We start from the raw sequence: 25,956 nt of genomic DNA, 5'->3' as shown, positions 1-25,956 counted from the left end.
CCGGGGTCCACGGTGCCGCCGGCGCATCGCTCGATCCTCTTTTCATGGAAAGCCGCCCGGTGGACCCCGGCACTAGGCCGGGGTGACGGGGTGGTTGCGGAACGGCTATCTCAACCGTCGGATGTCGATCGGCCCTAGCGCCGCCCGCGCCAGATCTTGAGCGACGCATCGACGGCCAGCCCACCGGTGCCCGCCTTGCAGCGCTCGTAGCGCAGCTTCGTGTCGAGGCAGAGCCACAGCTCGTCGAGCCAGCCGTCATGCGCCGTCACCCGGATCGCGTTCGCCGGCACGCCGGGATTGGCGCGCGCGAACGCATCGGCGAACTGCCCGACCGTCAGCGGCCCGCGCGACAGCCGGTTCATGTCCGGATAGCGCAGCTTCGCGTACAGTCCGGTCGACTTCGCGAAATAGGCGTCGGGGCGCCAGCCGGTGCAGGTGCCGTGCTTCGCCCACTCATGCTGGACGAGTTGCGCCGACGGCGTCGCGCACATCGTCCGGCGGATCGTCGCGGGCGGCAGGATCGGGGTCGCCGCGCAATATTGCGGCCAGTCCTTGCCGAGCCCGTCGGGCCACAGGCCATGCAGCGTGAAGCCGAAACGATTGCCGCCGCCGCACTGGAACCGCGCCGCCGGGCTGAACCCGCCGTTGCGACAGAATTGCGGCGCCCAGGTGATCGCGAGCGTGTAGCTGCCGATCGGCAGGTTGCGGGCGGGCTGGTCGGCGCTCGGCAGGTCCGGCACCGGGCGCGGCGGGTTCGCGGGCGGCGTGCAGACCAAGGCCTGCGCCGTGGCGATGCCTGGCGTCAGCATCGCGATCGCTCCCGCCAGCCAGCCTGTCTTCATCACCCGTCCTCCGTTGCGATTGCATCGATAACTTAGCCGGGCGAGGCGTCGCCACGCAACGTTCAGCGCGGCTGGAAATCGAGCCCGATATCGGCGGCGGGCGCCGACTGCGTCAGCCGGCCGACGCTGATATAGGTGACGCCGGTCTCGGCGATCGCGCGGATCGTCTCCAGCGTGACGCCGCCCGACGCTTCGGTCGGCACGCGCCCGCCGACCAACGTCACCGCACCGCGCAGGGTCGGCGGGTCCATATTGTCGAGCAGCAGGTGAGTCGCCCCGGCCGCCAGCGCGGGTTCGATCTGGTCGACGCGATCGACCTCGACGATGATCCGAGCGATCCCGGCCGCTTTGGCGCGCTCGACCGCGGTGCCGACCGATCCGGCGACGGCGACGTGATTGTCCTTTATCATCGCCGCGTCCCACAGCCCCATGCGATGGTTGGTCGCCCCGCCCATCCGAGTGGCGTATTTCTCGAGGCTGCGCAGCCCGGGGATCGTCTTGCGCGTGTCGAGCAGGATCGCCCCCGTCCCGGCGATGCGATCGACATAGGCGCGGGTCAGCGTGGCGATGCCCGACAGATGCTGGACCGTGTTGAGCGCCGATCGCTCCGCCGTCAGCATGCCGCGCGCCATGCCCGACAGCCGCATCAGGTCGCTGCCCACCGCCACGCGCTGGCCGTCGCTGGTCAGCAGCTCGATCACGACATCGGGGTCGAGCGCGCGGAAGAACGCCGCCGCGATCGGCAGGCCGGCGACGACGATCGCGTCGCGGCTGTCCATCACCCCGGCGAACCGCGCGTCGGCCGGGATCACCGCAGCGGAGGTGATGTCGCCCCCCGCCCCCAGATCCTCCGCCAGCGTCGCGCGGACGAAGCCGTCGAGGTCGAAACCGGGCAGGTCGAAAGCCATTTGCGTCATCGCCCCGCCCTGCCATGAAGCAAGCTGCGCCGCCAGCCCGCGAGGAGACGACCGATGCCCGCCTATGCCGCCTTCCTGCGCGCCGTGAACGTCGGCGGCACCGGCAAGCTGCCGATGAGCGAGCTGACCAGGATGTGCGAGGATGCCGGATTCGCGGACGTGAAGACCTACATCGCCAGCGGCAACGTCGCCTTCACCAGCGGCAAGAGCGAGACGGCGGTCAAGGCCGCGCTGGAAAAGGCGCTCGCCGATTATGCGGGCAAGGCCGTGCCGGTGATGGTGCGCACCGCCAAGGAGCTCGCCGCGATCCGCGACGCCAATCCGTTCGCCAAGGCGCCCGGCAACCGCGTCGTCGCGGTGCTGCTCGACGAGAAACCGCCGAAGGACGCCGCCGCCGACGCGCGCCATGTCGACGGCGAGGAAATCGCGGTGGGCAAACGCGAAATCTACATCCGCTACACCGACCACGGCATGGGGCAGTCGAAGCTGGTCGTCCCCGCCGCCAAGGCCGGCACCGCGCGCAACATGAACACGATCGCGAAGCTCGCCGACATGGCGGCGGCGCTGGACGAGGACTAGCTCGCGATCCCGACGAACGGCTTGATGCGCGCAAGCCAGGCCCGCCGCGCCACCAGCCCGATCCGCCCGCCGTTCACCAGCAGCGTCACGCGCTCGATATCGTCGCGGTCGGCGGCGGCGTTGGCGTTCTTGTCGGTCCATTCCGCGATCGCCGGTTTCAGCGCATGCTCGGCCGCCGCGACGAGCTCCGGTCGCGCGACGAAGTCGATGCCCCAGCGCGCCGCGCACGTCGCATAGTTGCCGCGCCCCGTCGTCTGCAGCACGCCGCGCCCGCGGAACCGCCAGCCGTCGCCGCTCGCCGGCGGGCCGTTGCCCATGCGATTGCCGTAGACGAGGTTGAACAGCGTCTCCCCACCGTCGCGCCGGCACGTCGCGGCCATCGCGATACAGGCGTCGCGATCGGCGAAATAGCGGTGCCAGTTCCCCGAATCCCACATCCGCGCCAGCGCGCCGGCCGAATAATTGCCGTTCTCCACCGCCACGGTCAGCGCGCCGGTCTCCTCCATCGCCTGCGCCATGAAATGCGCGAGGCGGAGCGGCGTCGCGATCCCCGCCGTCGCCAACAACCCGCCGGGATCGCGAAACGCCGCGGCATAAGCGGGCAGCGCGCGCGGTGCGAACCGGGCGACGATGGCGGCGGCTGTAACGGTCATGCTCCCTCCCTTCGAAAATCGCGAGGGGGCGTGGGACACGAAACCCTACATTACAACCCGCGCCGGAACCCGCGCAGCACGTTACCCTCGGTCGAGAGATAGTTGTTCTTGTAATCGAACCGTGGCGTATCGCTGAACAGCAGGTAGTAATACTTCATCTGTTCGGACCACCAATAGCCCGGGCAGTGATCCGCCTGCTTCTTGGTCACGACATCGGCCAAATCGGTATAGCCGTATTTGGCGCGGTTCCAGCGCTTCATGTTGAGGAAATGCTGGCGGCCGATCATCCGCCATTCGGCGCCGCGATCGATCAGCCACAGGGTAAACGCCGCGTCGGCGAGTTCGGGGCGCAGCGCGTTGGTCAGGACAGTCGGCTGGCCGGTCGCGGGATCGTATCCCTCGGGCAGGATGCCGTAGCGGTCCTGCACGCTCGCCCAGGCCCGCATATAGGCCGCGCCCTGCTCGTGCGCGCCGCCCTGCGCGAGCAACCCGCCATAGAAGCTCGCCAGTTCGTCCTGCTCCGTCGACAGCCGCGCGCCGGTCTCGAAATCGACATCGACGAACCACAGACGATCACCGATCGTCGCGGGCTGATAGCGCAGGATCGCGCGCGTCAGTGTCTCGTACATCGCCTTGCAACCACGGTCGCGCAACAGATCCCAGCCGTCCCAGCAATATTCGTAGAAGCTGTCCGACGGCGGCCCCACCGTCGCGCGGCGGCTGAGCCATTGTCCGGTCGTCGCGTCGATCTTGTCGGCGAGCAGGCCGATCTTCGACCGCCGCCGGTACATCGCCTCCATCGCACGCTTGGCGGCGCGATAATATCTGCGGTCGCCGGTCAGTTTGCTGAGCGTGCCGAATTCGGCGATGATCGTCCCCGTCTCGGCCGGGTTGGTCGCGGGATCGCGCACCGCGCCGGTCTTCAGGTTGACGAAGCGGTACGGCATCCCGGTCGGTGTCTTGAACGCGGGCAGCAGCCGGTCGGCGAGATCGCGCGCCTTCGCCAGCACCACCGGATCGCCGCTCGCATGATGCGCCGACAGCAACCCGCCGACGAGGCGGATGTTGGTCTCGAACACCGACACGTCGCCATCGACATCGAAGTCGAGGCTGGTCTTCACCCAGTCCAGCGCATCGGCAAACTCGGCATCCAGCCCCATCACCCACAACGTGTCCATCGCTTCGATCAGCGACAGGCCGAGGTGATGGTCCTTGAGCGGGAAGCTCTTCGCCCCGCCCGACACCGGCAGGAAATCGTCCTTGCCCCAGGCGCGCTCGCGATACTGGCCCCACGCCCACGCCATCTCGGCCTTGACGTCGGTCGCCAGCGCCGCCCAGTCGATGTCGGGATCGGCCGCGAACGCCGGCGCGGCGACTGTCGCCGCCAGCGCCGCGACGGCCTCGCGACGGGACAGGCGCACCGTCACGCGGCTCAGTCCCCCGTCACCTTGCGCGGGCCGAGGTCGCCGAGCCCCACCGTCCCGCTCGCCATCGCCAGCATCGCGTCGAGGCTCTTCTTCGCCTTGAGACGCAACTGCTCCTCCAGTTCGATCCGCGGCTCGAGGTCGCGCAACGCGACGTAGAGCTTCTCCATCGTATTGAGCGCCATGTACGGGCAGATGTTGCAGTTGCAGTTGCCGTCCGCCCCCGGCGCGCCGATGAAGTGCTTGCCCGGCAGCGCCTTTTCCATCTGGTGGATGATGTGCGGCTCGGTCGCGACGATCAGCGTGTCGCCGTCGAAGCTCTTGGCGAATTCCAGGATGCCGCTGGTCGATCCGACATAATCGGCATGGTCGAGGATGACCGGCGGGCATTCGGGATGCGCGGCGACCGGCGCCCCAGGATACTGCGCCTTCAGCTTGAGCAATTCGGTTTCGCTGAACGCCTCGTGCACGATGCACACGCCCGGCCACAGGATCAGGTCGCGCCCGGTCTTGCGCGCGAGGTACCCGCCGAGGTTGCGGTCGGGCCCGAAGATGATCGGCTGGTCCTTCGGAATCTGGCTCAGGATCTTCTCGGCCGACGAGCTGGTGACGATCACGTCGGAAAGCGCCTTCACCGCCGCCGAGCAGTTGATGTAGGTCAGCGCGATCGCGTCCGGATGTTCGCTACGGAACGCCGCGAACTGCTCCGGCGGGCAGCTGTCCTCCAGGCTGCATCCGGCGTTCATGTCGGGCAGCACGACGATCTTTTGCGGGCTCAGGATCTTCGCCGTTTCCGCCATGAAGCGGACGCCGCAAAAGGCGATGACGTCGGCCTCGGTTGCCTGCGCCTTCCGCGACAGGTCGAGGCTGTCGCCGACGAAATCGGCTAGGTCCTGGATTTCCGGCTTCTGGTAGTAATGCGCCAGGATCACCGCGTTGCGCTCGCGGCGCAGCCGCTCGATCTCGGCCCGGATGTCGACGCCCTTGAGCGAAGGATGCTGTTCCATCGGGCCGACATGGCCCCACGGGACGCGGCGATCAAGCGGTCAGATAGTGCGTCAGCGCGAGCATCGGCGGCGTGAAGGCCAATGGCCGCATCACGGCGACCGCCAGCGTGATCGCGCCGAACCCCCACGCATAGGCGACATGGACGTGCCCGCGCGTCCGCCAGTCGTAGATCGCCGCCGCCGCCATGAACGGCACCAGGCACGCCCAGATCGTCCACAATTGCTGCGTCTGGGTCAGTAGCGGCAGCGGCAGCAGCCGCCCCACGCCTGGTGTCATCACCTGGATCGCGCCGCACAGCATCAGTCGCCGGTGCCAGTCGGTCCGCTCGCGAAAGCGTACGCCCGCCCAGGTCAGCCCGGCGAACACCAGCACGGTCAGCCAGTCCATCACCAGGAAGGTGTTGGGCTCGAAGAAGGGGGGTATCCGGTGATGCACCGCCGCCATCGTGTTCGCGCCGATCCCTATCAGCACCATCCAGCCGACATAGAAAGCGGCGATCCTGCCAAGCTTGCGGTGCGCGAGCGTGTCGTTGCGCCAGACCAGCCAGTTCTGCGTGAGATAGATGCCGAGCCATCCCATGAAGGTGACGCCATGGACGTGCACCCACCATGGCGAGGCGAAGGTCGATCGCCCCTCCACCAGTTGCAGGCTGAACCCGCCGACCACCACCGCGGCGATCGCGAGCGACATGACGAAGAAGAACAGCCGATCGCGTTCGATCGGGCGGATCGTGGTGTCTGCGAGCGTGGCCATCGAATTTCCCCCCCGGAAATGTCGATGGCCTATCGTACCAAAAAACGCGGAGCTTCGCTAGCGGCCGCTATAATCGACGCCGTCGATCGGCTTCGACATGTCCCACACCTCGTCGTTCACGCCTTCGTCGGCGAAACGCACGCGGACGGTCGCGGTGATGCCGGCGGCCTTCAGCGGCAGCGCGAAGCTGCGTTCGACCGCGCGGCGGGTGGCGTCGCGGGCCAGCTTCATCGTTTCGGGCTGGAGCGCCTGGTGCGTCAGTTCCTTCTGCCCGGCATCGCGGTTGATCGCGTCGAGCTTCTCGCCGGCGCTGGTGAACGTGCCGAGGATGCCACTATGCCCGTAATAGCGCACCGCGTTGAGATCGATCCGCGGCGGCGACGCCGTGACCGGCGGCAAGGTCACGCCCAGCGTCTTCGTCTTCGCGTCCCACACCACGTCGCGCTGGCGCAGGTTCGCGAGATCGACCGAATAATCGACCGTCCCCGGCATGATGATCGTACGGTCGGTCGACAAGCCCAGTTGCGTCTGCTTCGAGGTCACGACCGCGACGAAGCTCGCCTGGAACGCCGACAGCTTGTTCTGTTCACGCAGGCCCTGCACGCTGGCCGAGGCGATCGTGACCGGGCTCGGATCGACCGTTCGCTTGATATAGGCCGAGACCAGCCACAGCCCGCCGAGCAGGAACAGCGTCACCAGCGCGAGCCCGCCGCCGACCTTGACCAGGAAATTGGCGGCATCGCCGCGTCCTACATGCTCTCGCGCCACGCCTCGCCTTCCTCGTTCACTCGTCCGCGCGCTGCCAGATCGATCAGGTGCGCCAGCACCGAACGCTCCGCCGCCGGAAACAGGCGCGGGTCGATCCCGACATACATGCGCGCGACCATCTGCGGCACGGTCTGCGGGGCCGCCGCGAGCAGCCGCAGGATCTGCCCCTCGCGCTGCTTGCGGTGGCCGATCATCCCGCGCACCAGCCGCTGCGGATTGGTCACCGGATCGCCGTGCGCGGGGTAGTAGATCGCGTCATGGCGATCCTGGAGCTTGGCGAGGCTCGCCATATAGGCGGCCATGTCGCCGTCGGGCGGCGAGACGATCGTGGTCGACCAGCCCATGACATGATCGCCGCTGAACAACGCACCCTGTCCGTCCTGCGCCTCGGGCAGCGCGAAGGCGAGGTGGTTGCTGGTATGCCCCGGCGTCGCGATCGCGGCGAGCGTCCAGCCGTCGCCCGCCACGCTGTCTCCCTCGGTCAGCACACGGTCGGGCGCGTAGTCGCCATCGAAGCTCGCATCGGCGCGGGGCCCGAGATCGTCGAGCGCGAGCGGCGCGCACCCGACGATCGGCGCGCCGGTCGCGGCCTTGAGCGGCACGGCGCCGGGGCTGTGATCGCGATGCGTATGGGTGACCAGGATCGCGGTCACCGGCCGCCCGGCGATCGCGGCGATCAGCGCGTCGATATGGGCGGCGTCGGCGAGGCCCGGATCGATCACCGCCAGGTCGCCGGTGCCGACCAGATGCGTCTGCGTGCCGGTGAAGGTGAAGGGCGACGGGTTGTCGGCCAGGACCCGCGTCACCAGCGGTTCCAGGACCTGCGGCACGCCGGGTTGCTGATCGCTCATGCCGGCGAGATGGCCGCTCCGACGAACGATCGCAAGAGAGGGAAAAGGGACGGGGCGGCGCGCGCAAGGGAAAGACGCGCCGCCCCGGCAAGCGCGTGGCCGACCGCCCCAGCGATCGACCGCGCGCTCTGGCGATCAATCGGCGTGGGCCAGGTCGTCCTCAAGCTCCTTGATCGATTCGTCGATGCCTTCCAGGGCGTCGCTGCGCGCCTCGCCGGTCATCTTGGGGTCGTTCGCCATCCGCGCCCGCGCCGCGCGCAGCCCGGCTAGCGCCTGGGTATAGGCGTTGCGTTCGATATCCTTCGAATTGGCCGCCATCTCCGCGCCGCGCTGCGCCGCCCGCTCGATCCGGTTCTGGCAGATGAGGATGATCTGCTTGTCGCCCTTGGTGCGGTTGAGCACCATCTGGCGATCGGCCGCCGGGCCGCTGCCCGGACAATTGGCCGAGCGGACTTCGGGGATGTTCGGCATGTAGGGCACCGCCGGAGTTGCCGGGGGGACCGGCGTCATGGCCGCCATCGGTGTCATGGGCGTCATCGGCGTCATTGGCGGCATCGGCACGGCAGGGCGGACGACCCATTCGGTCGAGGTCGTCCTGCCGTCCTTGCCGACGCGGACGATCTTGTAGCGCTTGCCCGGTGCCGCAGGCGTGTCGGGCGTGTCGCTCACCTCGACGTCGCTCGGCGGCGCGGGCGGGGCCGGCGGCGCGCTTTGCAGCCTGGCGTCGAGCTTGGCGAAGTCGAGGCCGGTCGCCTTCTCGACCCCCGCCCGGACGGTTCCAGCGGCGGCGCTGCCGCTCGCGGTCAGGCCGAGTCCGGCCAGCGTCAACGCGGCGACGGCGATGCCGCCCGTCGCCAGACGAGCGCGCGAATGGCGTCCGGTGGTCAGCATCTTCAGTCTCCCTTTCAGGTCCTTGATGGTGTTGAGGTGGCACGTCGCCGACACCGACCCGAAGGCGGGGTGCGCGGCCTTGACGATGGCGCAGGCATACGCATGACGCTCGACCGCCGACCGCCCGGCCAAGACGCGGGCGTCGTTCGCCATCTCCTGATCGGCGCGAAACGCGCGATAGGCGCGCCAGGCGATCGGGTTGAACCAGTGCACCGCGAGCAGCGCCAGCGCGACCCAGTTGGCGATCAGGTCGCCGCGATGATGATGGCCGAGCTCGTGGAGCAACGCGAACTCGCGCTCGTCGGCGTCGTAGCGGTCGGCGAAGTCGCGCGGGAAGGCGACGTACTTGCGCCAAACCCCGAATGCGAGCGGACCGTGCGCGGCGTCGCTTTCGATCACGTGCACGCCGCCGACCTTGCCGCGATCGGGGCCGGCGCCGCGCAGGACGCTATGCCGGAAGCGCAGGTGCGCGGCGACGTAATAGAGCAGGAACGCCGTCGCGCCGACCGCCCACAGGCCGAGCAGCAGCATCCCGATCGTCGTGCCGTGTTCGACCGCGGTCGGCGGCACCACCGCGACCTCGAAACCGTGGCGACCGATCGCGGCGCTCGCCGTCGTCGCATGCTGCGCGACCGCGGGCGGCAGCGTCGCCGGGTTGAGCAGGCCGACCGTGTAGCCCGGCCCCTGCCCGACCTGCTGCGCGATCGGCTCCACCAATCGGGTCAGCTGCGAATCGCCCGGCAGTTGCGGCATGAACAGCCGCCCCGCCGGCAACAGCCACAACGCGTACGCGACGCCCGAGCCGAAATTGCGCCGCACCGGTTGCCGGATCGCCATGACCAGCACCATCAGCAGGGTGGTCGCGATCAGCGTCTCGATAGCCCAGCCGATCATGCCTTCAGCTCCTTGAGCAGCTTTTCGATCTCGGCGATGTCCTGCGCGGTCAGTTCGTCGCGTTCGGCCAGGTGCGCGACTAGCGGGGTCAGCTTGCCGCCGAACAGCCGGTCGATCAGCCGCCGCGATTCGCCCGCGACATAATCCTCGCGCTCGACCAGCGGCCGATAGAGATACCGCCGCCCCTGCTCCTCATGCGCGATCGCGTTCTTGGCGAGCAGCCGGCCGAGCAGCGTCTTGACCGTGTTGGCGCTCCAGTCGCGTTCGGCGGGCACGCGCTCGGCGACTTCCTGCGCGGTGAGCGGACTCTTGTCCCACAGCACCTCCATCACCGCATGTTCGGCATCGCTGATTCGTTCGGCCACGACTCGCTCTCCAGATGACTACGTTCGTAATCGCATTGATTACGGGTGTAGTCAACTGGATTGTCGTCGGGTGCTCAGTACGCTAATCGTGCTCCTGCGAAAGCAGGAGCCCAGGACACCGGGGCACTGTCGTATGCCCTCGAATCCTGCTCTTCGCAGAAGCACGACGAGCGATGAGCGCCGAGGACCCGGCCCAAACCGTCGGCGGATTTTACAACCCGCACCACTCGCCTTCAGCCGTTAACCACCGACACCCGCAGGAATCCGCGATCGACGCGATCTGGCACGGCGGCTGCAACGCTGACGATGCCCAAGCGGTGAAACGCTTCAGCAGGACGGACCGGCGCTCTCCCCCCGATCTCGCGCCGGTTCGTCCTCACCCGGCCCTTTCAGCAACGATCACTCGGCCGGCATCAGCGCCGGATCGTAGGCACCCTGTGTCTGGCGCACGCGCGCGCCGGCAAGCCGCTCCGCCGACTCGCGCATCGCCTTGGGATAGATGTCGCCCAACAGCCGCTCGAACGTCCGCCGCCAGCTGAAATTGGTCTCGACATGCGCCCGCGCCGCCGCGCCCACCGCGTCGTGATCCTCGGCCCACAGGCGCTGGACGTTCGCCGCCATCGCGCGCGTGTCGTCGACCGGGCCGAGCAGCCCCAGTCCGGCCGGCACGCGATCGGGCATCGCGCCCGACGCCACGCCGACCACCGGCAGGCCGCACGCCTGCGCCTCGATCACCGACACGCCGAACGTCTCGTCGGCCATCGCCGACACGTAGATGTCCGACGACGCCAGCGCCCGCGCCAGCTGCCCGCGATCCTGTTCGAAGCCCAGGAACGCGACCGGCAGTCCGCTCGACATGCGGCGGACCTTGTCCATCAGCTTGCCGTCGCCGACCATCACCATTGCCGCGCCGAGATCGGTGGGCAGGCGCTTGAACATCGTGACCAGCCGGTCGGCGCGCTTCTCGTTGTCGACGCGGCCCGAATAGATCAGCAGCGGGCCATCGCCGCCCAGCCCCAATTCGCGCCGGAACGCTGGGTCGCGCTTCGCCGGGCTGAACATGTCGATATCGACGCCCAGCGGCAGTACGTCGGTATGCGTGATGGCGAGCCGCCCGAGCGCCGCCCGCGCATCCTCGCTCAGCGTGTAGACCCAGTCGAACTCACGATACGTCCGCCGCGCATAGGCATAGCTCAGGTGTCGCAGCGCTCTCGCGACCGTCGTCCCGAACTTCGCCTCGCCGACGCGATAGATGTGCGCGTTGGGGAAGTCGGTGCGGTAGCCGGCGACCAAAGTCGTCTCCGGGAATTGCCGGCGATGGTGGATCGCCGTCCACGGCAGCACCCACGGGCACAGCGATTCGATCACGTCGGGGCGGTACGTCGCCAGCACCTCGCGCACGACGTTGGTGCGCAGGATGAAGCGGTAATTGGGGCTGCCCGGCACCTGACGCGCGCCGACCTGGACGAAGACGTGACGGCCGTTGACCGTGATCTTGTCGACCGGCCCCGGCACGATCTGGAGCAGGTGGTGCGGCGTGTGAGTCAGCACGTAATCGCGCTTCTCGCGCAGATAGGTGCTGATCCCGCCACCGCCCGTCGGCGCGTAGCTTTGCGTCAGATCGCACAACATCAACGGTCCGCCTGCGCCCGGGCGACGCATCTTGTCGGCGTTGAGAAGCATAGAGACCCCTTGTGGCAGTTACGCTGCCGTAACGCCGGCCTCCTGGAAAAGTTGCGCCAGCTCGCCGCTCTCGTACATCTCCATCATGATGTCGGAGCCGCCGACGAATTCGCCCTTGACGTACAGTTGCGGGATCGTCGGCCAGTCGCTGTACGCCTTGATACCTTGGCGAACCTCTTGATCCTGCAACACATCCACGCTGTCATACTTGGCGCCGAGATGGTCGAGGATCGCCACCGCGCGGCTCGAAAAGCCGCATTGCGGGAACAGCGGGCTGCCCTTCATGAACAGGAGCACGTCATGCTCCTTGACCAGTCCGTCGATGCGATCGTGGGTCGCGTCGCTCATCGTCAAATCCTCATTCTACTGCTGTCGTGAGTTGCAGCGCGTGGAGTTCGCCGCCCATCCGTCCGCCGAGCGCGGCATAGACGCGGCGGGTCCGCTCGACGCGCGAAACACCCTGGAAACTGCCGGCGACGACGCGCGCGGCATAATGGTCGCCGTCCCCGGCCAGGTCGGTGATCTCGACCCGCGCATCGGGGATGGCGGCGACGATCATCGCCTCGATCTCGGTCGCGGCCATCGGCATGTCACTGCGATTCCAGCAACTGGCGGCGCGCCTCGATCGCCTGTTCCTCCAGCGCCTTGCGCACCGCCGCCTCGTCGACGTCGGTGCCGGCCGCGGTCAGGTCGCCGAGCAGCTTACGCACGACGTCCTCGTCGCCCGCTTCCTCGAACTCGGCCTGGACCACCGCCTTGGCATAAGCGTCGGTCTCCTCTGGCGTCAGCTTCATCAGCCCCGCCGCCCATTGCCCGAGCAGCTTGTTGCGCCGCGCGGTGACGCGGAACGCCATCTCCTCGTCGCGGGCGAACTTGGTCTCGAAGGCGCGCTCGCGATCGTCGAAGGTGGTCATGCTGGCTCCCTGAGGCGGTTGTTGCGGGACGGAGATAGGTCGCGGGGCAGGCGTTGGGAAGAGGCTAGCCGTCGCCCCGGCGGAGGCCGGGGCCGCTCGGTGATGGGCGGAGCGTGAGCGACACGGCGGCCCCGGCCTTCGCCGGGGCGGCGACCTAGTCCGCCACCTTCACCACCAGCTTCCCGATCGCGCCGCGCGACGCCATCTTGGCGATCGCCGCGCCGCCCTGGTCGAACGGGAACACCTCGGTCACGCGCGGGGCGATGCGGCCGTCCTTCCACAGGCGGAACAGGCGGTCGACATGCGCGCGGTTGGCCTGCGGGTCGCGCGCGGCGAAGGCGCCCCAGAACACGCCGCACACGTCGCAGCTCTTGAGCAGGGTCAGGTTGAGCGGCAATCGCGGGATGCCGGCCGGGAAGCCGACCACCAGATACCGCCCTTCCCAGCCGATCGAGCGCAACGCCGGCTCGGCATAGTCGCCGCCGACCGGATCGTAGATCACGTCGTAGCCGGCCTTTCCGGCCTGCGCCTTGAACTCCTCGGCCAGCGCCCTGGACTGGTCCTTGTCGAACGGTGCGCGGCCATAGACGATGGTTTCGTCGGCACCCGCGTCACGGCACGCCTGCGCTTTTTCCTCGTTCGAGACCGCCGCGACGACGCGCGCGCCGAACGCCTTGCCGAGCTCGATCGCCGCCAGCCCGACCCCGCCCGCCGCGCCCAGCACGAGCAGGTTGTGCCCCTCCTTCAGATGCCCGCGGTCGAGCAGCGCGTGGATCGTCGTCGCGTAGGTGAGCAGCAGCGACGCCCCCTCCTCGAACGATCGCCCCTCGGGCAACGGGTAGAGCGACGACGCCGGCACCGCGATCTTCTCGACCAGCCCGCCCGCGCCGGTCGTGCACAGCACGCGGTCGCCCGGCGCGAAGTCGGTCACGCCCTCGCCGACGCTGTCGACCACGCCCGAAATCTCGCTGCCCGGCGCGAACGGGCGCGGCGGCTTCATCTGGTACTTGTCCTCGATGATGAGGACGTCGGGATAGTTGATGCTGCACGCCTTGACCGCGACGACGACCTGGCCCGGCCCCGCGACCGGATCGGGCAGCTCGTCCATCACCAGCGTGTCCGGACCGCCCGGCGCCTTCGACAACAAGCCCCGCATCGTCACTCTCCCACGGATTCGAAACCGCGGTATCCTTGCCAGCGAAGCGGCGGGCGCGTCCAGTCCTGGAGGTGGTGGAAATAACGGAAGGCGGATCACCCGCTTACGACACCCACCCCGGCGAAGGCCGGGGCCAGATGGAAAGGTCGACGTGACGAAGCGCAGCACGAGGTGACCCGCGTCACCCGACCGGGCCCCGGCCTTTGCCGGGGTGGTGGCATCCGCGTCAATCGATCCGCGTGAACGTCAACCCGCGGCGCGATCCACCACGACCGGCTGCGCCATCGCGGCATAGGCGGCGACGCCGCTCAGCACCGAACCCACCACCAGCAACAGCAGCACCCGCTTCATGCCCGACCCCCAGACTCCCCGGCCGACGATACGCTTCCCGCACCATTCGACACGCACCTTGTACCAGAGCGGGACAGGTGGCGATAGCCGCACTTCCGCCCAAGCGTTGGTTTATCGCGACTCCCCGAGGGGTTAGCCGACCCGCCCGAGCGCCGGCGACACGTAATCGGCATCGTGCGCGAACGGCAGCGGCCGATCCTCGCGCAGCGCCGCCAGCACCGCAGCGAAGTCGCCGGCGCAGCGAAACCCGATCTCGCGCTCGATCCGGCTGGCGTCGTACACCCGCCCGACGCTCGCCGGCAGCGACCAGCCGCGCCGCGCGTACAGTTCGCGCGCGTCGGGAAACAGCCGCTCAATCACCGCCGCGGCATCCGCCTTCAGCGCACCGGCATCCGCCCGCGCGAACGGCGTCGGCGCCGACACGATATAGGTGCCGAACCCCACCCGCGGCGCCGCGTCGAGCGCCGCGACATGCGCCGTCGCACAATCCTCGACCGTCAGCCGGCGATGGAGGAACTCGTTCGCCTTCATGTTCTCGCCCGACAGCGTGCGATGCGTGTCGTCCTCCTCCGGGAAGAAGCGCGCGGTGCGCAGGACGACGACCGGCATCCCGGTCTCGCCATGCAACAGCCGGCACAGTTCCTCCGCCGCGCGCTTGGTCACGCCGTAGATGTTGCGCGGTTCGAGCGGCCCGCTGTCTTCATCCAGCCACACCGGCGCATCCGCCGTCTCGTCGCGGATCGCCTGGCTAATCATCAGCGAGGTGGTCGAGGTGAAGACGAACCGCTCGACCCCCACCGCCGCCGCTTCCTCGAGCAGGTTGAGCGTCCCGGTCACGTTGACATCGACGAAAGCCTGGCGGGCATAGCGCGCGATGTCCGGCTTGTGCAGCGCGCCGGCATGGACCACCGCGTCGATCCCGTGGCTCAGCACGGTGCGCTCGACCAGCGCGCGGTCGGCGATGCTCCCGACCACGTGCGTATCCGGCCCCGGCGCGATGTCGATCCCGGTCACCTCGTCGCCCCGCTCGCGTAACAGCGGCGCGAGGTGCCGCCCGAGCCACCCGCTCGACCCGGTCAGTAATACGCGCATCGTTCCTCCGTCGCCCCGGCGCAGGCCGGGGCCGCTGGCTGCATCATTACATGGTGCCCCGGCCTACGCCGCGGCGACGGCTTTGTCAGGCCACCGCCAGCGGTCGCGGTGCCGGCTCGTTCTCCAGCGCGTCGGCCCAGTCAGTGCGGCGCGGCAGCCACGGGTTGAGGAACAGCACCGGGATCTTCAGGAACAGCAATTCGCGGTGGATCCAGAAGTCGGCCAGCCGCTCGCTCCATTTCGCCTGGCGGCGACCGGTGCGGATCAGCCAGTCGCGATACGGCATCCAGTGGCTCGGCTCGTCCTTTTCGACGATGCGAAAAATCCGCATCATCACCGGATCGCCCTTGATGAGCGGCGATCGGAGCAGCTTCTCGACCTGCCACATGCCGCGCATCTCGGTCAGCATGATGACGCGGCAGAGGCGTTCGAACATGTCGGGCGAGTCGATCACCTGCTGCGTGTCGAGCTCGTCGATCGTCTGGCGGAACACGATCTCGACGAAGCGGTCGATATGACCGAGCGCGCGATCGACCTGGAGCGGCATCTTGCCCTGCAATTCGAACCAGCGGCGGAACATCGTGTAATGCTTGCGCTCGTCGGCGCGGTGCTTCTCGATCGCGGCGATGAAGGTGGCGTCGTCGGGACAGCGCACGCGCACCGCCTCCAGCACGCGGTCGATCGAGGTGTACCCGCGATGCTCGTTATAGATATAGATCGACGCCAGGACGTCGAGGTAACGGCGGCGGAACGCGGCGAACATGCGCGCAAGCCTAGGCCCCGCCGCGCCCGCCGACAATGCGTTCGATCAAGTACTTACGCGGCGACCGGCACCTCGTACCGCGCCGTCGTCTTCGCCGCGACTTCGTCCGCGGTCACGCCGGGGGCCAGTTCGATCAGGCGGAACGGCGACTGGTGGTCGGGGCGCTGGAACACCGCCAGGTCGGTGATGACCATGTCGACCACGTTCTTGCCGGTCAGCGGCAGCGTGCAGCTCGGGATGAACTTCGGGTCGCCGTTCTTCGACGTGTGTTCCATCACCACGATGATCTTCTTGACCCCGGCGACCAGGTCCATCGCACCGCCCATCCCCTTTATCATCTTGCCGGGGATCATCCAGTTGGCGATGTCGCCATTCTCCGCCACTTCCATCGCGCCGAGCACGGTCAGGTCGATATGGCCGCCGCGGATCATCGCGAAGCTCTGCTCCGACCCGAAATAGACCGACTGCGGCAACTGGCTGATCGTCTGCTTGCCGGCGTTGATGAGGTCGGGATCCTCCTCCCCGGCAAACGGAAACGGGCCGATGCCGAGCATGCCGTTCTCCGACTGCAACGTCACTTCGACGCCGGCCGGGATGTGGTTGGCGACCAGGGTCGGGATGCCGATCCCCAAATTCACGTAATATCCGTCGCGCAGTTCCTTCGCCGCGCGCGCGGCCATGTCGTCGCGAGTCCAAGCCATCAATGGTCCTTTCGCGCCACCACCACCGGCGGCGGCAAGTCGTTCGTCGGGGTGTCGGCGTCCTGGTCGAAGCCTTCGCGGATCCGCGCCAGCGCCTCGTCCTCCGGAATGCCGGTCGCGCGCGACCAGGCGGCCGCGGCGTGCGTCATGCTGTCGCGCAGCGCCACCCCGAACAGCGCCGGGTCGGCCCCGAGCCCGCGCGGATTGACGAAGCAGTTGAGCCGGCCGTCCTCGGTCGCCCAGATGCGCAGGAACTCGCGCGCGCCGCGCAGCGAATCGATGAAGGGCATCAGGTCGATCGCGACCGGATTGTCGTTGGCGCTCATTTCGGGGTCGGCGCTCCGGCGGTCGGGTTGGGGACGGTCGCCGGCGGCTGGGTCGGCGCGACGGCCATCGGCGGGCCGGGATCGATCCAGCGGCGGTTCTTCGGGAAGACGTCGTCGATATTGCCCTTCAGACCCGTGCCGTAGACCGGGTTGGGCAGCACGAACCAGCCATGCCCCCACAGCATCCGCACCAGCGGCAGCGCGATCGCCTGGCGCCGCTGCATCGGCGTCATATCGGCCGCGTTGAACAGGTCGCTGAAATCGCCGAGCTGGTCGCCGACCATCGCGATGACGCAATATCTGGCGGAGATCGCCCAGCGCCGCGCGTCCTTGCCGCTGCCAGTCGAGCCGGCATCGCCCTTCAGCCACAGCGTGTCGCCGTGCACCGCCGGGCCGAGCCCCGCGATCGTCAGCGCCCAGCTCGTCGCCGCGGCGTTCATGGCCGACCGATTGGAATTGAAGATGACCGCCACGCCAGCCGCGCGCGCCGACCGCAGGGCTTCCACCGCGCCAGGCACCGGCTCGACCGCGGTCATGCCGCTCGCCTCCCAACGATCCCAGCGACGCTGATCGTATGGGCCACCGCGCTGACTGTCGTCGGCTTCGTAGCCCAGGTTCAAGAGCGCCGTCTCGTCGATATCGAGCACGACCGCCGGCCGTTGGCCCGACGTGCACGTCAGGAACTTCGGGGCGGCCAACGTCGCGTCAGGGGCCAGCACCACCGAATTGACCGGGTGCCCGACCGCGAAGTCGCTCGCCCGCGCCTGCAGGAAATCGGCCAGCCCGAGATAGGCTTGCGTGCTGATCGCCGCCGCTTCACCCGATCCGTAAAGGTATTGCATCCCCGGCGGCACGCTTCCGGAGGCTGGAACGGCGGACGACGGCGGTGCGGACGCTGCCGCGGTCGGCAGCGGCTGGCGACTGCGCTTGTGGTGCAACCCCTTCTGCCCGATCGCACCGGCTGCGACGACAGGAGCCGCCGCGGCAACGCAACCGCTCAGCACGAGGCTGGACGCCAATCCCGCCAGGATTACGATCGGCTTCATCTTACGGACGCGTGCCGCCGTCACGACAAGGCTCCAGCCGCCTCATGCCGCGACACGCTCGCGGACGGTGCGGAACTCGATCTTCTTGTCGTAGGGCGCGCCGACGATCAGGCGGTTGACGTAGATGCCGGGCAGGTGGATCTGGTCGGGGTCGAGGCTGCCGACCGGCACCACTTCCTCGACCTCGGCGACGCAGACCTTGCCGGCGGTCGCCATCGGCTGGTTGAAGTTGCGCGCGGTCTTGCGGAACACCAGGTTGCCGGCCTCGTCCGCCTTCCACCCCTTGATGATCGACAGGTCGGCGCGAATGCCGCGTTCGAGGATGTAGTCCTCGCCGTCGAAGCTGCGGACTTCCTTGCCCTCCGCCACCTGCGTGCCGACGCCGGTCTTGGTATAGAAGCCGGGAATGCCCGCCCCACCTGCGCGGCACCGCTCGGCCAGCGTCCCCTGCGGACAGAATTCCACCTCAAGCTCGCCGGCCAGATACTGCCGCTCGAACTCCTTGTTCTCGCCGACATAGGACGAGATCATCTTCCGGACCTGCCGCGAGCGGAGCAGCTTGCCGAGCCCCTCGCCGTCGATCCCGGCATTGTTGCTGGCGATCGTCAAATCCGTCGTCCCCGCCGCCAGGATCGCGTCGATCAACCGCTCGGGAATGCCGCACAGGCCGAACCCGCCGGCGCAGATCGTCATGCCGTCGAACAACACGCCATCGAGCGCGGCGGCGGCATCGGGATAGAGCTTCTTCATGGCCCGACGCTATGCCGTTGGTTGAGGCCGCTGCGCAAGGGGGCGATGCCGGCCGGTTCCGCCCGATCATCTGCCGAGCCGGTCCCGCTCCGCCCGGAGCCGTATTCGACCAAACCGACCCCCTCTCCCGTCACCCGGCCTTGAGCCGGGGTCCCGCTTTTTGCGCAGAAGGATCAGGTAGAAGTTGGACCCCGGCTCAAGTCCGAGGTGACGAGGTTTGCGTGGCCGAGCGGCGCCGCGCGAAACCGCCACCCGGCCTCAGCGCAACGTCCCCGCCGCCAGCCCCAGCGCCGCCGCCAGTTCACCCAGCGCCTGCCCCTCGCCTGTCACCTTGATCGCCGCCATGCCGAGCGCGGCGGCGGGCTTGCAGTTGATGCCGAGGTCGTCGAGGTACACGCATTGCGCCGGCACCACGCCCAGCGCCTCGCACGCCAGCCGGTAGATCGCCGGATCGGGCTTGCGGATGCCGACCTTCGACGATTCGACGACATGGTCGAACCGCGCCAGGATCGCGGCGATCGCCGCCGCTTTCTCCGCCGTGCGCGCCATCCCCGCGCCCTCGCCGGTGGGGACGTTGTTGGTGATGCAGCCGACGCGGTAGCCGTTCGCCTTCAGCCAGTCGATCGCCGCGACCATGCCCGGGCGGATGTCGCCGGCCAGCACCGCGAGCACGTCGTCGCCGCGCAGGTCGTGGCCGTGCGCCCTCGCCTCCGCGGCGAACAGCGCATCGAACGCCGCCGCATCGATCTCCGCCCGCTCGAACCGCGCCCAGGCATTGCCGTCGCCGTCCGCCGCGTTGATCCGCCGGATCAGGTCGCGGGGCAGGCCCCGCTCCGCCTCCAGCCGGTTGAACGCCTCGAACGGCGACGAGGTGACGACCCCGCCGAAGTCGAAGATGACGGTATCGCGCGTCATGCCCGCCGCCAGCGGTAGCGGACGTTGGGCACGCGGTTGCCATGCTCGGGATCGAAGCCGTGTTCTTCGACGACGAACCCCGCCGTCTCGTACAGGCGCCGCGCCCGCGCATTGGCGGCGTAGGTATAGAGTTGCAGGTCGGCCGCCGCGTCTTGCGCCAGTGCGATCAGTGCGCGGCCGATGCCTCTGCCGTGATGTGCCGGATCGACGTAGAGATGATCGATCCAGCCGGGCTTCAATGCCATGTGCCCGACCAGCGTGTCGCCGTCGAACGCGCCCCACACCGGACCGCCGGTGAAGACCGTTTCGCAATAGAAAGCGCGCGTGTCCTGCGCGCTGTGCAGCGACAGGTCGAACCCGGGAATCAGCTCCCCGGCTAGACGATGCTGGTCCGCGGCGACATCCATCTCGTCCCGTCGCAACGGGCGATAAGAGAACTCAGCCATTATACTGCAGCTTCAACCCCGGCCGCTTCCAGCGCATCTTCGCCAGGCGCCCGGTGCCGGAGAGGGTGATGTAGGCGTCCATCATATCTGCCCCGCCCCAGCAGATGTTGGTGGTGAAGATGTCGTCGGTGGGGACGAACTCGACCAGTTCGCCGGCGGGCGAGATCACGGTGATGCCGCATTCGCCGATCGTCGCGACGGCGACGTTGCCGCCGTCCTCGACCCCCAGCGAATCGAAGAACTTGTAGCCGGCAGGGCGATAGAGTGGGATGCCGGGGCCGCCCGGCCCGGCGGTGCCGTCGACCTGGCCCGGCGCGACGACGTTGAACGCCATCAGCCGACACGTATAGGTTTCCGCCGCGTAGAGCCGTTTGCCATCGGGCGACAGGCCGACCCCGTTGGGGTTCTCGCTCGGGAAGATCACTTCGGCCAGGTGGCTGCCGTCCGCCTTGGCGTAGAAGATGCCGGTGATGTCGCGTTCGCGCGGGCGGTTCTTGCCGTGGTCGGTGAACCAGAAGCCGCCGGCGTCATCGAACACGATATCGTTGGGCCCGCGCAACACGCAGCCGAAGTCGCCGTCGCGGTACAGCGTCTCGACCGCGCCGGTCGCGAGGTCGATCCGCTCGATCCGCCCGCCCGAATAATCGTCGGCCTGGCCGTGCGGCGCGAGATACGCGCCGGCATCGTGCCAGTTGAACCCGCCATTGTTGCAGCAATAGAGCTTGCCGTCCGGTCCGATCGCCAGGCCGTTCGGCCCGCCGCCGGGCTCGGCGACGGTTTCCCTGGTCCCGTCCGGACGGACGCTGGTGATGCGGCCGGCGGCGATCTCGACCAGCACGACGCTGCCGTCGGCCATCGCGACCGGGCCTTCGGGGAAGCGCAAGCCGTCGGCGACGATTTCGTATTCGAACATCGGGTATCCTCTTCCGCGTGACGTCATGGCGCGGTGGGAGGATAAAGAAAAGGGCCGTCCGGTAGGACGGCCCATCGCTAGACCTTAGCGCCGCGGCGGAGCCGCGTCGTCGGACGGGGCTGGCGCCCCGCCGGCCGGACTTGCGCGTCTCGCGCCCAGCTAGGCTGGGCGCGTGCGCGCTTCGTCAGATATCATCTCCGAGGGCGCCCTTGACCTTGCCCTTGAGCTGCTCGAACTTGCCCTTGCCCTGCTGCGCGACGCCCTCGTCGTGCAGTTCGCTGTCGCCCTGGTGGCCGCCGATCGCCTGCTTCACCTTGCCGACGGCTTCGTCGATATTGCCTTTGATCTTGTCGGTCAGTTCACCCATTTCGAATATCCTTTTCCTGCCGCGCGTCGGGGGCGATCGCGTTCCGGCAGCGCAACAGAAAACGGACCGATGCGGCGTAAGTTCCTGATGCAGGTCAAGGAAACTGACGTTTGAGAAAGCCGAGCACGGCGCGCCAATTCTCGTCGGCGCCGCCCGGGTTCTTGTTGGCGTTGAGCGTCGATGAACCGTGCACGCCCGCCTGCGGCACGTATTGCAGGCGGTCGAGGCTCTTGGTCGCGGCGAGGATCGGCTTGGCCTCGTCGATCTCGCCGACGGTGTTGGCGGAGGTGACGAACACCGGCACGCTGACCTTGGCCGCGGCATGCTCGACCATCAGTTTGTCGTTGAAATATTCGCCCGGCGAAAAGGCGAGCACCGCCTTCACCGCGCCCTTGGCCGACGAGGAGGCGGCGAGCAGGAACACCTCGCTCGCCGAATAGCTCGATCCCCACAGCACGATCGGCGCGCCCGCCGCCTTGTCCTTGGCCCAGGCCAGCGCGCCTTCCAGGTCGGGAAGCGCCGACAGGAAATCGGGGTCCGGACCGCTCGTCGCCGATTGCGGACGGACGCCCGCCGCCGCCATCGTCCGGTTGGGACCATAGAGGTTGCCGCCGATCCGCTGGTCGATCGCCAGGCTCGCATAGCCCTCGCGCTGCAACCGCGGCGCGATGTCCTTATACTCGCCGCTCGACGATCCAGCCTGGTGGAACAGCAGGATCAGCGCCTTCGGGTTGGTCACCGGATAATAGATGCCGAACACCGGCTTGCCGTCCGCCGCCTTCAGTTCGACGGCTTGCGGCGCGGTTGCCTTCACCGGCGCGCTGTCGTTGACCATCGCGTTGGGATTGTCGAACTTGTCGCTGTGGTGGCACGCGGCCAGCGCCAGCGCGGCAATCGTCGGCAGCAATCGGCGCATCGGCCCGTCCTCTTGACAATGCCGCCCTAGATCAGCCCGGCCAGCGGGCTCGACGGATCGGCATAGCGGCGCTGGCCCATGCGGCCGGCGCGATACGCCAAACGCCCGCTTTCCACCGCCAGTTTCATCGCGCGCGCCATCGCCACCGGATCCTTCGCCTCGGCGATCGCGGTGTTCATCAGCACGCCGTCGCAGCCGAGCTCCATCGCCACCGCCGCGTCCGACGCCGTGCCGACCCCGGCATCGACCAGCACGGGCACGCCCGCGCCCTCGACGATCAGGCGGATCGTCACGCGGTTCTGGATGCCGAGCCCCGACCCGATCGGCGCGCCGAGCGGCATGATCGCGACCGCGCCGGCTTCCTCCAGCTGCTTCGCCGCGATCGGATCGTCGACGCAATAGACCATCGGCTTGAACCCCTCGCGGACCAGCGTCTCGGTCGCCTTCAGCGTCTCGCGCATGTCGGGGTAGAGCGTGCGCGCCTCGCCCAGCACTTCCAGCTTGACCAGGTCCCAGCCCCCCGCCTCGCGCGCCAGCCGCAGCGTGCGGACCGCGCTGTCGGCATCGAAACAGCCGGCGGTGTTGGGCAGATAGGTGATCTTCTTGGGATCGATATAGTCGGTCAGCATCGGCGCCTTGGGATCGCTGACGTTGACACGGCGGACGGCGACCGTGACGATCTCCGCCCCCGACGCCTCGACCGCCGCCGCGTTCTGCGCGAAGTCCTTGTACTTGCCGGTGCCGACGATCAGCCGCGAGCGGAACGTGCGCCCGGCGACGCTCCAACTATCGTCGGCGTTCGCGGTCACGGGGGTGGCGATATTCATGCGCTTCATCCACTTCTCGTGTTCCTGCGAAAGCAGGAACCCAGGGCCTAATAACGGTCGGCCCGCGATAAACCCTAGGCTCCTGCTTCCGCAGGAGCACGGCGATCCGTCTACCCACCGCCGACGAAGTGGACGATCTCGATCTCGTCGCCATCCTCGACCATGACCTGCGTCAGCGTCGAGCGCGGCACCACTTCCAGATTGCGTTCGACCGCGACCTTTTCCGGCACCAGCCCGAGCTCGGCCGCCAGCTGCGCGAGACTCAGCCCCGCCGCCACCCGGCGATGCTCGCCATTGACCGTGATCGAGACGGTGCCGTCGGTGTGCATGGTATTCATCACGAACCGCGATATAGGGGCGCGATCGATTGCGCCACACCCGAAAGGCCAAAGGTGACCGAAACGATCCTCGTCCTGAACGGCCCCAACCTCAACCTGCTCGGCACGCGCGAGCCGGACATCTATGGCGCCGACACGCTCGACGACATTGCCGAGCGGTTGACGGTGCGGGCGAAGGAGCTCGGCTATGTCGTCGACATGCGGCAATCGAACCATGAGGGGCACCTGGTCGACTGGCTGCACGATTCGCAGGGCTGGGGCGTCAAGGCGATCCTACTCAATGCCGGCGCGCTGACCCATACATCGGTGGCGTTATATGATGCGATCAGGGCGATTTCGGTGCCGGTGATCGAGGTGCACCTGTCCAACCCGCTGGCGCGCGAGGACTTCCGCCACGTCAGCTTCGTCGGGCGCGCGGCGCGCGGAACCATTTCCGGATTCGGCGCGCTGTCCTATATGCTCGCGCTTGAAGCCGCCGCCGCTCTCTGACACAGGGCGCGACTTTGACTTGGCCCGAATGAAGGCCGATGGGGGTTGCATGGCAGATAACAACGACAGCATGCGGATCGACGTTGAACTGGTGCGCCAGCTGGCGACGTTGCTCGACGACACGCACCTGACCGAGATCGAGGTCGAGGACGGCGACCGCAAGGTTCGCGTCGCGCGCAAGGCGGCGGCGGTGGCGGCTCCCGTCGCCTATGCTCCCGCCCCGATGGCACCGGCGGCGGCCCCCGCCGCGGCACCGGCGACCGCGCCCGCCGACGCCGGCGCGCCGGCCCCGGCCAGCACGGCCAATGCGGTCAAGTCGCCGATGGTCGGCACCGCCTATCTGGCGCCCAATCCCGAGGCGAAGCCGTTCGTGACGGTCGGGCAGAAGGTCGCGGCCGGCGACACGCTCCTCATCATCGAGGCGATGAAGGTGATGAACCCGATCACCGCGACCGCCGCCGGGACCGTCGCCGCGATCCTGGTGACCAGCGGCCAGCCGGTCGAGTTCGACCAACCGCTCGTCGTCGTCGAGTAAGAGTCTCAAGTTTTGCGCCGCGCCGGCCCGCTCCCCCATCCGACCGCCCAACCAGTTTATCCTGTGGGCGGTCGGGTGGGGGAGCGGGCCGGCGCGGCCTAGGAAATCAAGATGCCTGAAATCAAGAAACTCCTGATCGCCAATCGCGGCGAGATCGCGTTGCGCATCCATCGCGCGTGCCACGAAATGGGCATCCGGACGGTCGCGGTGCACTCGACCGCCGATGCCGACGCGATGCACGTGCGACTGGCGGACGAGGCGATCTGCATCGGGCCGCCGCCCGCCGGCGAATCGTACCTCAACATTGCCAACATCATCTCCGCGGCGGAGATTTCGGGCGCGGACGCGATCCACCCCGGCTACGGCTTCCTGTCGGAAAACGCCAAGTTCGCGGAGATCGTCGAGGCGCACGGCATCATCTTCGTCGGGCCCAAGCCCGAGCATATCCGCACGATGGGCGACAAGATCGAGGCGAAGCGCACCGCCGGCGCGCTCGGCCTGCCGCTCGTCCCCGGCTCGGACGGCGCGATCAGCGACATCGCGGAGGCCAAGGCGATCGCCGACGCCGCCGGCTATCCGGTCATCATCAAGGCCGCGTCGGGCGGCGGCGGGCGCGGCATGAAGGTCGTGCACACGCCCGAGGAACTCGAAACCCAGATGCAGCAGGCGGGGAGCGAGGCGAAGGCCGCGTTCGGCGACGCCACCGTCTATCTGGAGAAATATCTCGGCAATCCGCGCCACATCGAGTTCCAGGTGTTCGGCGACGGCAACGGCAACGCGATCCACCTGGGCGAGCGCGACTGTTCGCTCCAGCGCCGCCACCAGAAAGTGCTGGAGGAAGCCCCCTCCCCGGTCATCACGCCGGAGGAGCGCGAACGGATGGGCGGGATCGTCGCCAAGGCGATGGCCGACATGGGCTATCGCGGCGCCGGCACGATCGAGTTCCTGTGGGAAGACGGCGAGTTCTACTTCATCGAGATGAACACGCGGCTCCAGGTCGAGCATCCCGTCACCGAGGCGATCACCGGGCTCGACCTGGTGCGCGAACAGATTCGCGTCGCCGAAGGCCATGGCCTGACGCTGCGGCAGCAGGACGTGCAGTTTCGCGGCCACGCCATCGAATGCCGCATCAATGCCGAGGACCCGCGCACCTTCGCCCCCTCCCCCGGTCTGGTGAAGATGTTCCACGCGCCGGGGGGCATGAACGTGCGCGTCGATAGCGGGCTCTACGCCGGCTACCGCGTGCCGCCCTATTACGATTCGATGATCGCCAAGCTGATCGTGTACGGCACCACCCGCGCCGGGGCGATCCGCCGCCTGCGCCGCGCGCTGGAGGAGTTCGTGGTCGAGGGGATGAAGACCACCATCCCGCTCCACCAGGCACTGATCGAGGACCCCGAGTTTCAGGAGGGGCACTATACGATCAAGTGGCTGGAAGAATGGCTCGCGCGCCAGGATCCGAACGACGCGGGCGGCTGATCCG

31 protein-coding genes and 1 pseudogene are annotated in these 25,956 nt (G+C 68.2%); 4 read left to right on the top strand and 28 right to left on the bottom strand.

Annotated features, from left to right (window positions below; genetic code table 11):
- Positions 1–134: 134 nt before the first annotated feature.
- Both J0I47_RS02420 and nadC read right to left on the bottom strand, forming a co-directional pair.
- On the bottom strand, positions 135–842 hold the full coding sequence (locus J0I47_RS02420; protein ID WP_294044845.1) for a ribonuclease T: 708 nt from the start codon (positions 840–842) through the stop codon (positions 135–137).
- Between the two features lie 62 nt (positions 843–904).
- Complete coding sequence (gene nadC / locus J0I47_RS02415; RefSeq protein WP_294045836.1) at positions 905–1,750, bottom strand: carboxylating nicotinate-nucleotide diphosphorylase; 846 nt, start codon at positions 1,748–1,750, stop codon at positions 905–907.
- Positions 1,751–1,813: 63 nt separating this feature from the next.
- Between nadC and J0I47_RS02410 the strand changes: the two genes are divergently transcribed.
- Positions 1,814–2,338 carry a DUF1697 domain-containing protein gene (locus J0I47_RS02410; RefSeq protein ID WP_294044844.1) on the top strand — a complete coding sequence of 175 codons (525 nt, stop codon included), beginning with the start codon at positions 1,814–1,816 and terminating at the stop codon, positions 2,336–2,338.
- Here J0I47_RS02410 and J0I47_RS02405 read toward each other — a convergent pair.
- The 26 genes and pseudogenes from J0I47_RS02405 to thiS form a co-directional block, all read right to left on the bottom strand.
- Positions 2,335–2,991: a glycoside hydrolase family 19 protein gene (locus tag J0I47_RS02405; protein ID WP_294044843.1), complete on the bottom strand. Its 657-nt coding sequence runs from the start codon at positions 2,989–2,991 to the stop codon at positions 2,335–2,337. The genes J0I47_RS02410 and J0I47_RS02405 overlap by 4 nt on opposite strands.
- Positions 2,992–3,041: 50 nt before the next feature.
- The gene (locus J0I47_RS02400) at positions 3,042–4,418 is read right to left on the bottom strand and encodes a glycoside hydrolase family 47 protein (RefSeq protein WP_294044842.1); all 1,377 of its coding nucleotides are present in this window, start codon (positions 4,416–4,418) and stop codon (positions 3,042–3,044) included.
- A 5-nt stretch (positions 4,419–4,423) separates the two neighbouring features.
- Entirely contained in the window at positions 4,424–5,422 is a 999-nt protein-coding gene (gene nadA / locus J0I47_RS02395; RefSeq protein WP_294044841.1) for a quinolinate synthase NadA, read from the bottom strand.
- A 31-nt stretch (positions 5,423–5,453) separates the two neighbouring features.
- Entirely contained in the window at positions 5,454–6,176 is a 723-nt protein-coding gene (locus tag J0I47_RS02390; protein WP_294044840.1) for a hypothetical protein, read from the bottom strand.
- A 57-nt stretch (positions 6,177–6,233) separates the two neighbouring features.
- Complete coding sequence (locus J0I47_RS02385) at positions 6,234–6,944, bottom strand: DUF4230 domain-containing protein (protein ID WP_294044839.1); 711 nt, start codon at positions 6,942–6,944, stop codon at positions 6,234–6,236.
- Entirely contained in the window at positions 6,926–7,795 is an 870-nt protein-coding gene (locus J0I47_RS02380) for an MBL fold metallo-hydrolase (protein WP_294044838.1), read from the bottom strand. Before J0I47_RS02380 ends, J0I47_RS02385 begins: the two co-directional genes overlap by 19 nt.
- 135 nt (positions 7,796–7,930) lie before the next feature.
- Positions 7,931–9,580, bottom strand: a complete 1,650-nt coding sequence (locus J0I47_RS02375) for a M56 family metallopeptidase (RefSeq protein ID WP_294044837.1) — start codon at positions 9,578–9,580, stop codon at positions 7,931–7,933.
- Positions 9,577–9,945: a BlaI/MecI/CopY family transcriptional regulator gene (locus tag J0I47_RS02370; protein WP_294044836.1), complete on the bottom strand. Its 369-nt coding sequence runs from the start codon at positions 9,943–9,945 to the stop codon at positions 9,577–9,579. Before J0I47_RS02370 ends, J0I47_RS02375 begins: the two co-directional genes overlap by 4 nt.
- 399 nt (positions 9,946–10,344) lie before the next feature.
- Entirely contained in the window at positions 10,345–11,577 is a 1,233-nt protein-coding gene (locus J0I47_RS02365; RefSeq protein ID WP_294044835.1) for a glycosyltransferase, read from the bottom strand.
- Between the two features lie 69 nt (positions 11,578–11,646).
- Complete coding sequence (gene grxD, locus J0I47_RS02360; RefSeq protein WP_294044834.1) at positions 11,647–11,976, bottom strand: Grx4 family monothiol glutaredoxin; 330 nt, start codon at positions 11,974–11,976, stop codon at positions 11,647–11,649.
- Between the two features lie 10 nt (positions 11,977–11,986).
- Entirely contained in the window at positions 11,987–12,217 is a 231-nt protein-coding gene (locus J0I47_RS02355) for a BolA family transcriptional regulator (protein WP_294044833.1), read from the bottom strand.
- A 1-nt stretch (position 12,218) separates the two neighbouring features.
- Positions 12,219–12,542, bottom strand: a complete 324-nt coding sequence (locus J0I47_RS02350; RefSeq protein WP_294044832.1) for a DUF1476 domain-containing protein — start codon at positions 12,540–12,542, stop codon at positions 12,219–12,221.
- Between the two features lie 154 nt (positions 12,543–12,696).
- Entirely contained in the window at positions 12,697–13,698 is a 1,002-nt protein-coding gene (locus tag J0I47_RS02345; RefSeq protein WP_294044831.1) for an NADPH:quinone oxidoreductase family protein, read from the bottom strand.
- A gap of 483 nt (positions 13,699–14,181) precedes the next feature.
- A complete protein-coding gene (locus J0I47_RS02340; protein WP_294044830.1) occupies positions 14,182–15,141 on the bottom strand; it encodes an NAD(P)-dependent oxidoreductase in 960 nt (319 codons plus the stop codon).
- Between the two features lie 85 nt (positions 15,142–15,226).
- Complete coding sequence (locus J0I47_RS02335; RefSeq protein ID WP_294044829.1) at positions 15,227–15,904, bottom strand: ferritin-like domain-containing protein; 678 nt, start codon at positions 15,902–15,904, stop codon at positions 15,227–15,229.
- Positions 15,905–15,957: 53 nt separating this feature from the next.
- Positions 15,958–16,605: a 3-oxoacid CoA-transferase subunit B gene (locus J0I47_RS02330; RefSeq protein ID WP_294044828.1), complete on the bottom strand. Its 648-nt coding sequence runs from the start codon at positions 16,603–16,605 to the stop codon at positions 15,958–15,960.
- Positions 16,605–16,931: a DUF5076 domain-containing protein gene (locus tag J0I47_RS02325; protein WP_294044827.1), complete on the bottom strand. Its 327-nt coding sequence runs from the start codon at positions 16,929–16,931 to the stop codon at positions 16,605–16,607. The genes J0I47_RS02330 and J0I47_RS02325 overlap by 1 nt, the downstream gene beginning before the upstream one ends.
- Entirely contained in the window at positions 16,928–17,977 is a 1,050-nt protein-coding gene (locus J0I47_RS02320; RefSeq protein ID WP_294044826.1) for an HAD family acid phosphatase, read from the bottom strand. The genes J0I47_RS02325 and J0I47_RS02320 overlap by 4 nt, the downstream gene beginning before the upstream one ends.
- A gap of 42 nt (positions 17,978–18,019) precedes the next feature.
- Complete coding sequence (locus J0I47_RS02315; RefSeq protein WP_294044825.1) at positions 18,020–18,727, bottom strand: CoA transferase subunit A; 708 nt, start codon at positions 18,725–18,727, stop codon at positions 18,020–18,022.
- 258 nt (positions 18,728–18,985) lie between these two features.
- On the bottom strand, positions 18,986–19,642 hold the full coding sequence (locus tag J0I47_RS02310) for an HAD-IA family hydrolase (protein ID WP_294044824.1): 657 nt from the start codon (positions 19,640–19,642) through the stop codon (positions 18,986–18,988).
- The gene (locus J0I47_RS02305; RefSeq protein ID WP_294044823.1) at positions 19,639–20,088 is read right to left on the bottom strand and encodes a GNAT family N-acetyltransferase; all 450 of its coding nucleotides are present in this window, start codon (positions 20,086–20,088) and stop codon (positions 19,639–19,641) included. The genes J0I47_RS02310 and J0I47_RS02305 overlap by 4 nt, the downstream gene beginning before the upstream one ends.
- Positions 20,081–21,001, bottom strand: coding sequence for an SMP-30/gluconolactonase/LRE family protein (locus tag J0I47_RS02300; protein WP_294044822.1), 921 nt, complete (start codon positions 20,999–21,001; stop codon positions 20,081–20,083). The genes J0I47_RS02305 and J0I47_RS02300 overlap by 8 nt, the downstream gene beginning before the upstream one ends.
- Positions 21,002–21,185: 184 nt before the next feature.
- Positions 21,186–21,368 carry a CsbD family protein gene (locus tag J0I47_RS02295; RefSeq protein WP_294044821.1) on the bottom strand — a complete coding sequence of 61 codons (183 nt, stop codon included), beginning with the start codon at positions 21,366–21,368 and terminating at the stop codon, positions 21,186–21,188.
- A 94-nt stretch (positions 21,369–21,462) separates the two neighbouring features.
- Entirely contained in the window at positions 21,463–22,284 is an 822-nt protein-coding gene (locus tag J0I47_RS02290; protein WP_294044820.1) for an alpha/beta hydrolase, read from the bottom strand.
- Between the two features lie 26 nt (positions 22,285–22,310).
- A complete protein-coding gene (locus tag J0I47_RS02285) occupies positions 22,311–23,111 on the bottom strand; it encodes a bifunctional sulfur carrier protein/thiazole synthase protein (RefSeq protein ID WP_294044819.1) in 801 nt (266 codons plus the stop codon).
- Positions 23,112–23,224: 113 nt separating this feature from the next.
- Positions 23,225–23,440, bottom strand: a pseudogene (gene thiS / locus J0I47_RS02280) (sulfur carrier protein ThiS); the annotation flags it as partial.
- Positions 23,441–23,503: 63 nt separating this feature from the next.
- Here thiS and aroQ point away from each other — a divergent pair.
- The 3 genes from aroQ to accC all read left to right on the top strand — a co-directional run bounded on the left by aroQ (position 23,504) and on the right by accC (position 25,952).
- On the top strand, positions 23,504–23,938 hold the full coding sequence (gene aroQ, locus J0I47_RS02275) for a type II 3-dehydroquinate dehydratase (protein ID WP_294044818.1): 435 nt from the start codon (positions 23,504–23,506) through the stop codon (positions 23,936–23,938).
- Between the two features lie 49 nt (positions 23,939–23,987).
- On the top strand, positions 23,988–24,473 hold the full coding sequence (gene accB / locus J0I47_RS02270) for an acetyl-CoA carboxylase biotin carboxyl carrier protein (RefSeq protein ID WP_294044817.1): 486 nt from the start codon (positions 23,988–23,990) through the stop codon (positions 24,471–24,473).
- A gap of 111 nt (positions 24,474–24,584) precedes the next feature.
- Positions 24,585–25,952 carry an acetyl-CoA carboxylase biotin carboxylase subunit gene (accC, locus tag J0I47_RS02265; protein WP_294044816.1) on the top strand — a complete coding sequence of 456 codons (1,368 nt, stop codon included), beginning with the start codon at positions 24,585–24,587 and terminating at the stop codon, positions 25,950–25,952.
- Positions 25,953–25,956 lie beyond the last annotated feature (4 nt).

Source organism: Sphingomonas sp. (assembly GCF_017304635.1).
In the GTDB taxonomy this organism is placed as follows: Bacteria; Pseudomonadota; Alphaproteobacteria; order Sphingomonadales; family Sphingomonadaceae; genus Sphingomonas.
Note: the sequence above shows the minus strand (reverse complement) of the source record. Positions and strands in the feature narration are given on the sequence as shown.

What these genes read in the sequence shown, in the direction of transcription:
- J0I47_RS02420 (WP_294044845.1), bottom strand. Translation starts at nt 842, where the DNA reads ATGAAGACAGGCTGGCTGGCGGGAGCGATCGCGATGCTGACGCCAGGC.
- nadC (WP_294045836.1), bottom strand. Translation starts at nt 1,750, where the DNA reads ATGGCTTTCGACCTGCCCGGTTTCGACCTCGACGGCTTCGTCCGCGCG.
- J0I47_RS02410 (WP_294044844.1), top strand. Translation starts at nt 1,814, where the DNA reads ATGCCCGCCTATGCCGCCTTCCTGCGCGCCGTGAACGTCGGCGGCACC.
- J0I47_RS02405 (WP_294044843.1), bottom strand. Translation starts at nt 2,991, where the DNA reads ATGACCGTTACAGCCGCCGCCATCGTCGCCCGGTTCGCACCGCGCGCG.
- nadA (WP_294044841.1), bottom strand. Translation starts at nt 5,422, where the DNA reads ATGGAACAGCATCCTTCGCTCAAGGGCGTCGACATCCGGGCCGAGATC.
- J0I47_RS02390 (WP_294044840.1), bottom strand. Translation starts at nt 6,176, where the DNA reads ATGGCCACGCTCGCAGACACCACGATCCGCCCGATCGAACGCGATCGG.
- J0I47_RS02380 (WP_294044838.1), bottom strand. Translation starts at nt 7,795, where the DNA reads ATGAGCGATCAGCAACCCGGCGTGCCGCAGGTCCTGGAACCGCTGGTG.
- J0I47_RS02375 (WP_294044837.1), bottom strand. Translation starts at nt 9,580, where the DNA reads ATGATCGGCTGGGCTATCGAGACGCTGATCGCGACCACCCTGCTGATG.
- J0I47_RS02365 (WP_294044835.1), bottom strand. Translation starts at nt 11,577, where the DNA reads ATGTTGTGCGATCTGACGCAAAGCTACGCGCCGACGGGCGGTGGCGGG.
- grxD (WP_294044834.1), bottom strand. Translation starts at nt 11,976, where the DNA reads ATGAGCGACGCGACCCACGATCGCATCGACGGACTGGTCAAGGAGCAT.
- J0I47_RS02355 (WP_294044833.1), bottom strand. Translation starts at nt 12,217, where the DNA reads ATGCCGATGGCCGCGACCGAGATCGAGGCGATGATCGTCGCCGCCATC.
- J0I47_RS02350 (WP_294044832.1), bottom strand. Translation starts at nt 12,542, where the DNA reads ATGACCACCTTCGACGATCGCGAGCGCGCCTTCGAGACCAAGTTCGCC.
- J0I47_RS02345 (WP_294044831.1), bottom strand. Translation starts at nt 13,698, where the DNA reads ATGCGGGGCTTGTTGTCGAAGGCGCCGGGCGGTCCGGACACGCTGGTG.
- J0I47_RS02340 (WP_294044830.1), bottom strand. Translation starts at nt 15,141, where the DNA reads ATGCGCGTATTACTGACCGGGTCGAGCGGGTGGCTCGGGCGGCACCTC.
- J0I47_RS02335 (WP_294044829.1), bottom strand. Translation starts at nt 15,904, where the DNA reads ATGTTCGCCGCGTTCCGCCGCCGTTACCTCGACGTCCTGGCGTCGATC.
- J0I47_RS02330 (WP_294044828.1), bottom strand. Translation starts at nt 16,605, where the DNA reads ATGGCTTGGACTCGCGACGACATGGCCGCGCGCGCGGCGAAGGAACTG.
- J0I47_RS02325 (WP_294044827.1), bottom strand. Translation starts at nt 16,931, where the DNA reads ATGAGCGCCAACGACAATCCGGTCGCGATCGACCTGATGCCCTTCATC.
- J0I47_RS02320 (WP_294044826.1), bottom strand. Translation starts at nt 17,977, where the DNA reads ATGAAGCCGATCGTAATCCTGGCGGGATTGGCGTCCAGCCTCGTGCTG.
- J0I47_RS02315 (WP_294044825.1), bottom strand. Translation starts at nt 18,727, where the DNA reads ATGAAGAAGCTCTATCCCGATGCCGCCGCCGCGCTCGATGGCGTGTTG.
- J0I47_RS02310 (WP_294044824.1), bottom strand. Translation starts at nt 19,642, where the DNA reads ATGACGCGCGATACCGTCATCTTCGACTTCGGCGGGGTCGTCACCTCG.
- J0I47_RS02305 (WP_294044823.1), bottom strand. Translation starts at nt 20,088, where the DNA reads ATGGCTGAGTTCTCTTATCGCCCGTTGCGACGGGACGAGATGGATGTC.
- J0I47_RS02300 (WP_294044822.1), bottom strand. Translation starts at nt 21,001, where the DNA reads ATGTTCGAATACGAAATCGTCGCCGACGGCTTGCGCTTCCCCGAAGGC.
- J0I47_RS02295 (WP_294044821.1), bottom strand. Translation starts at nt 21,368, where the DNA reads ATGGGTGAACTGACCGACAAGATCAAAGGCAATATCGACGAAGCCGTC.
- J0I47_RS02290 (WP_294044820.1), bottom strand. Translation starts at nt 22,284, where the DNA reads ATGCGCCGATTGCTGCCGACGATTGCCGCGCTGGCGCTGGCCGCGTGC.
- J0I47_RS02285 (WP_294044819.1), bottom strand. Translation starts at nt 23,111, where the DNA reads ATGAATATCGCCACCCCCGTGACCGCGAACGCCGACGATAGTTGGAGC.
- accB (WP_294044817.1), top strand. Translation starts at nt 23,988, where the DNA reads ATGGCAGATAACAACGACAGCATGCGGATCGACGTTGAACTGGTGCGC.
- accC (WP_294044816.1), top strand. Translation starts at nt 24,585, where the DNA reads ATGCCTGAAATCAAGAAACTCCTGATCGCCAATCGCGGCGAGATCGCG.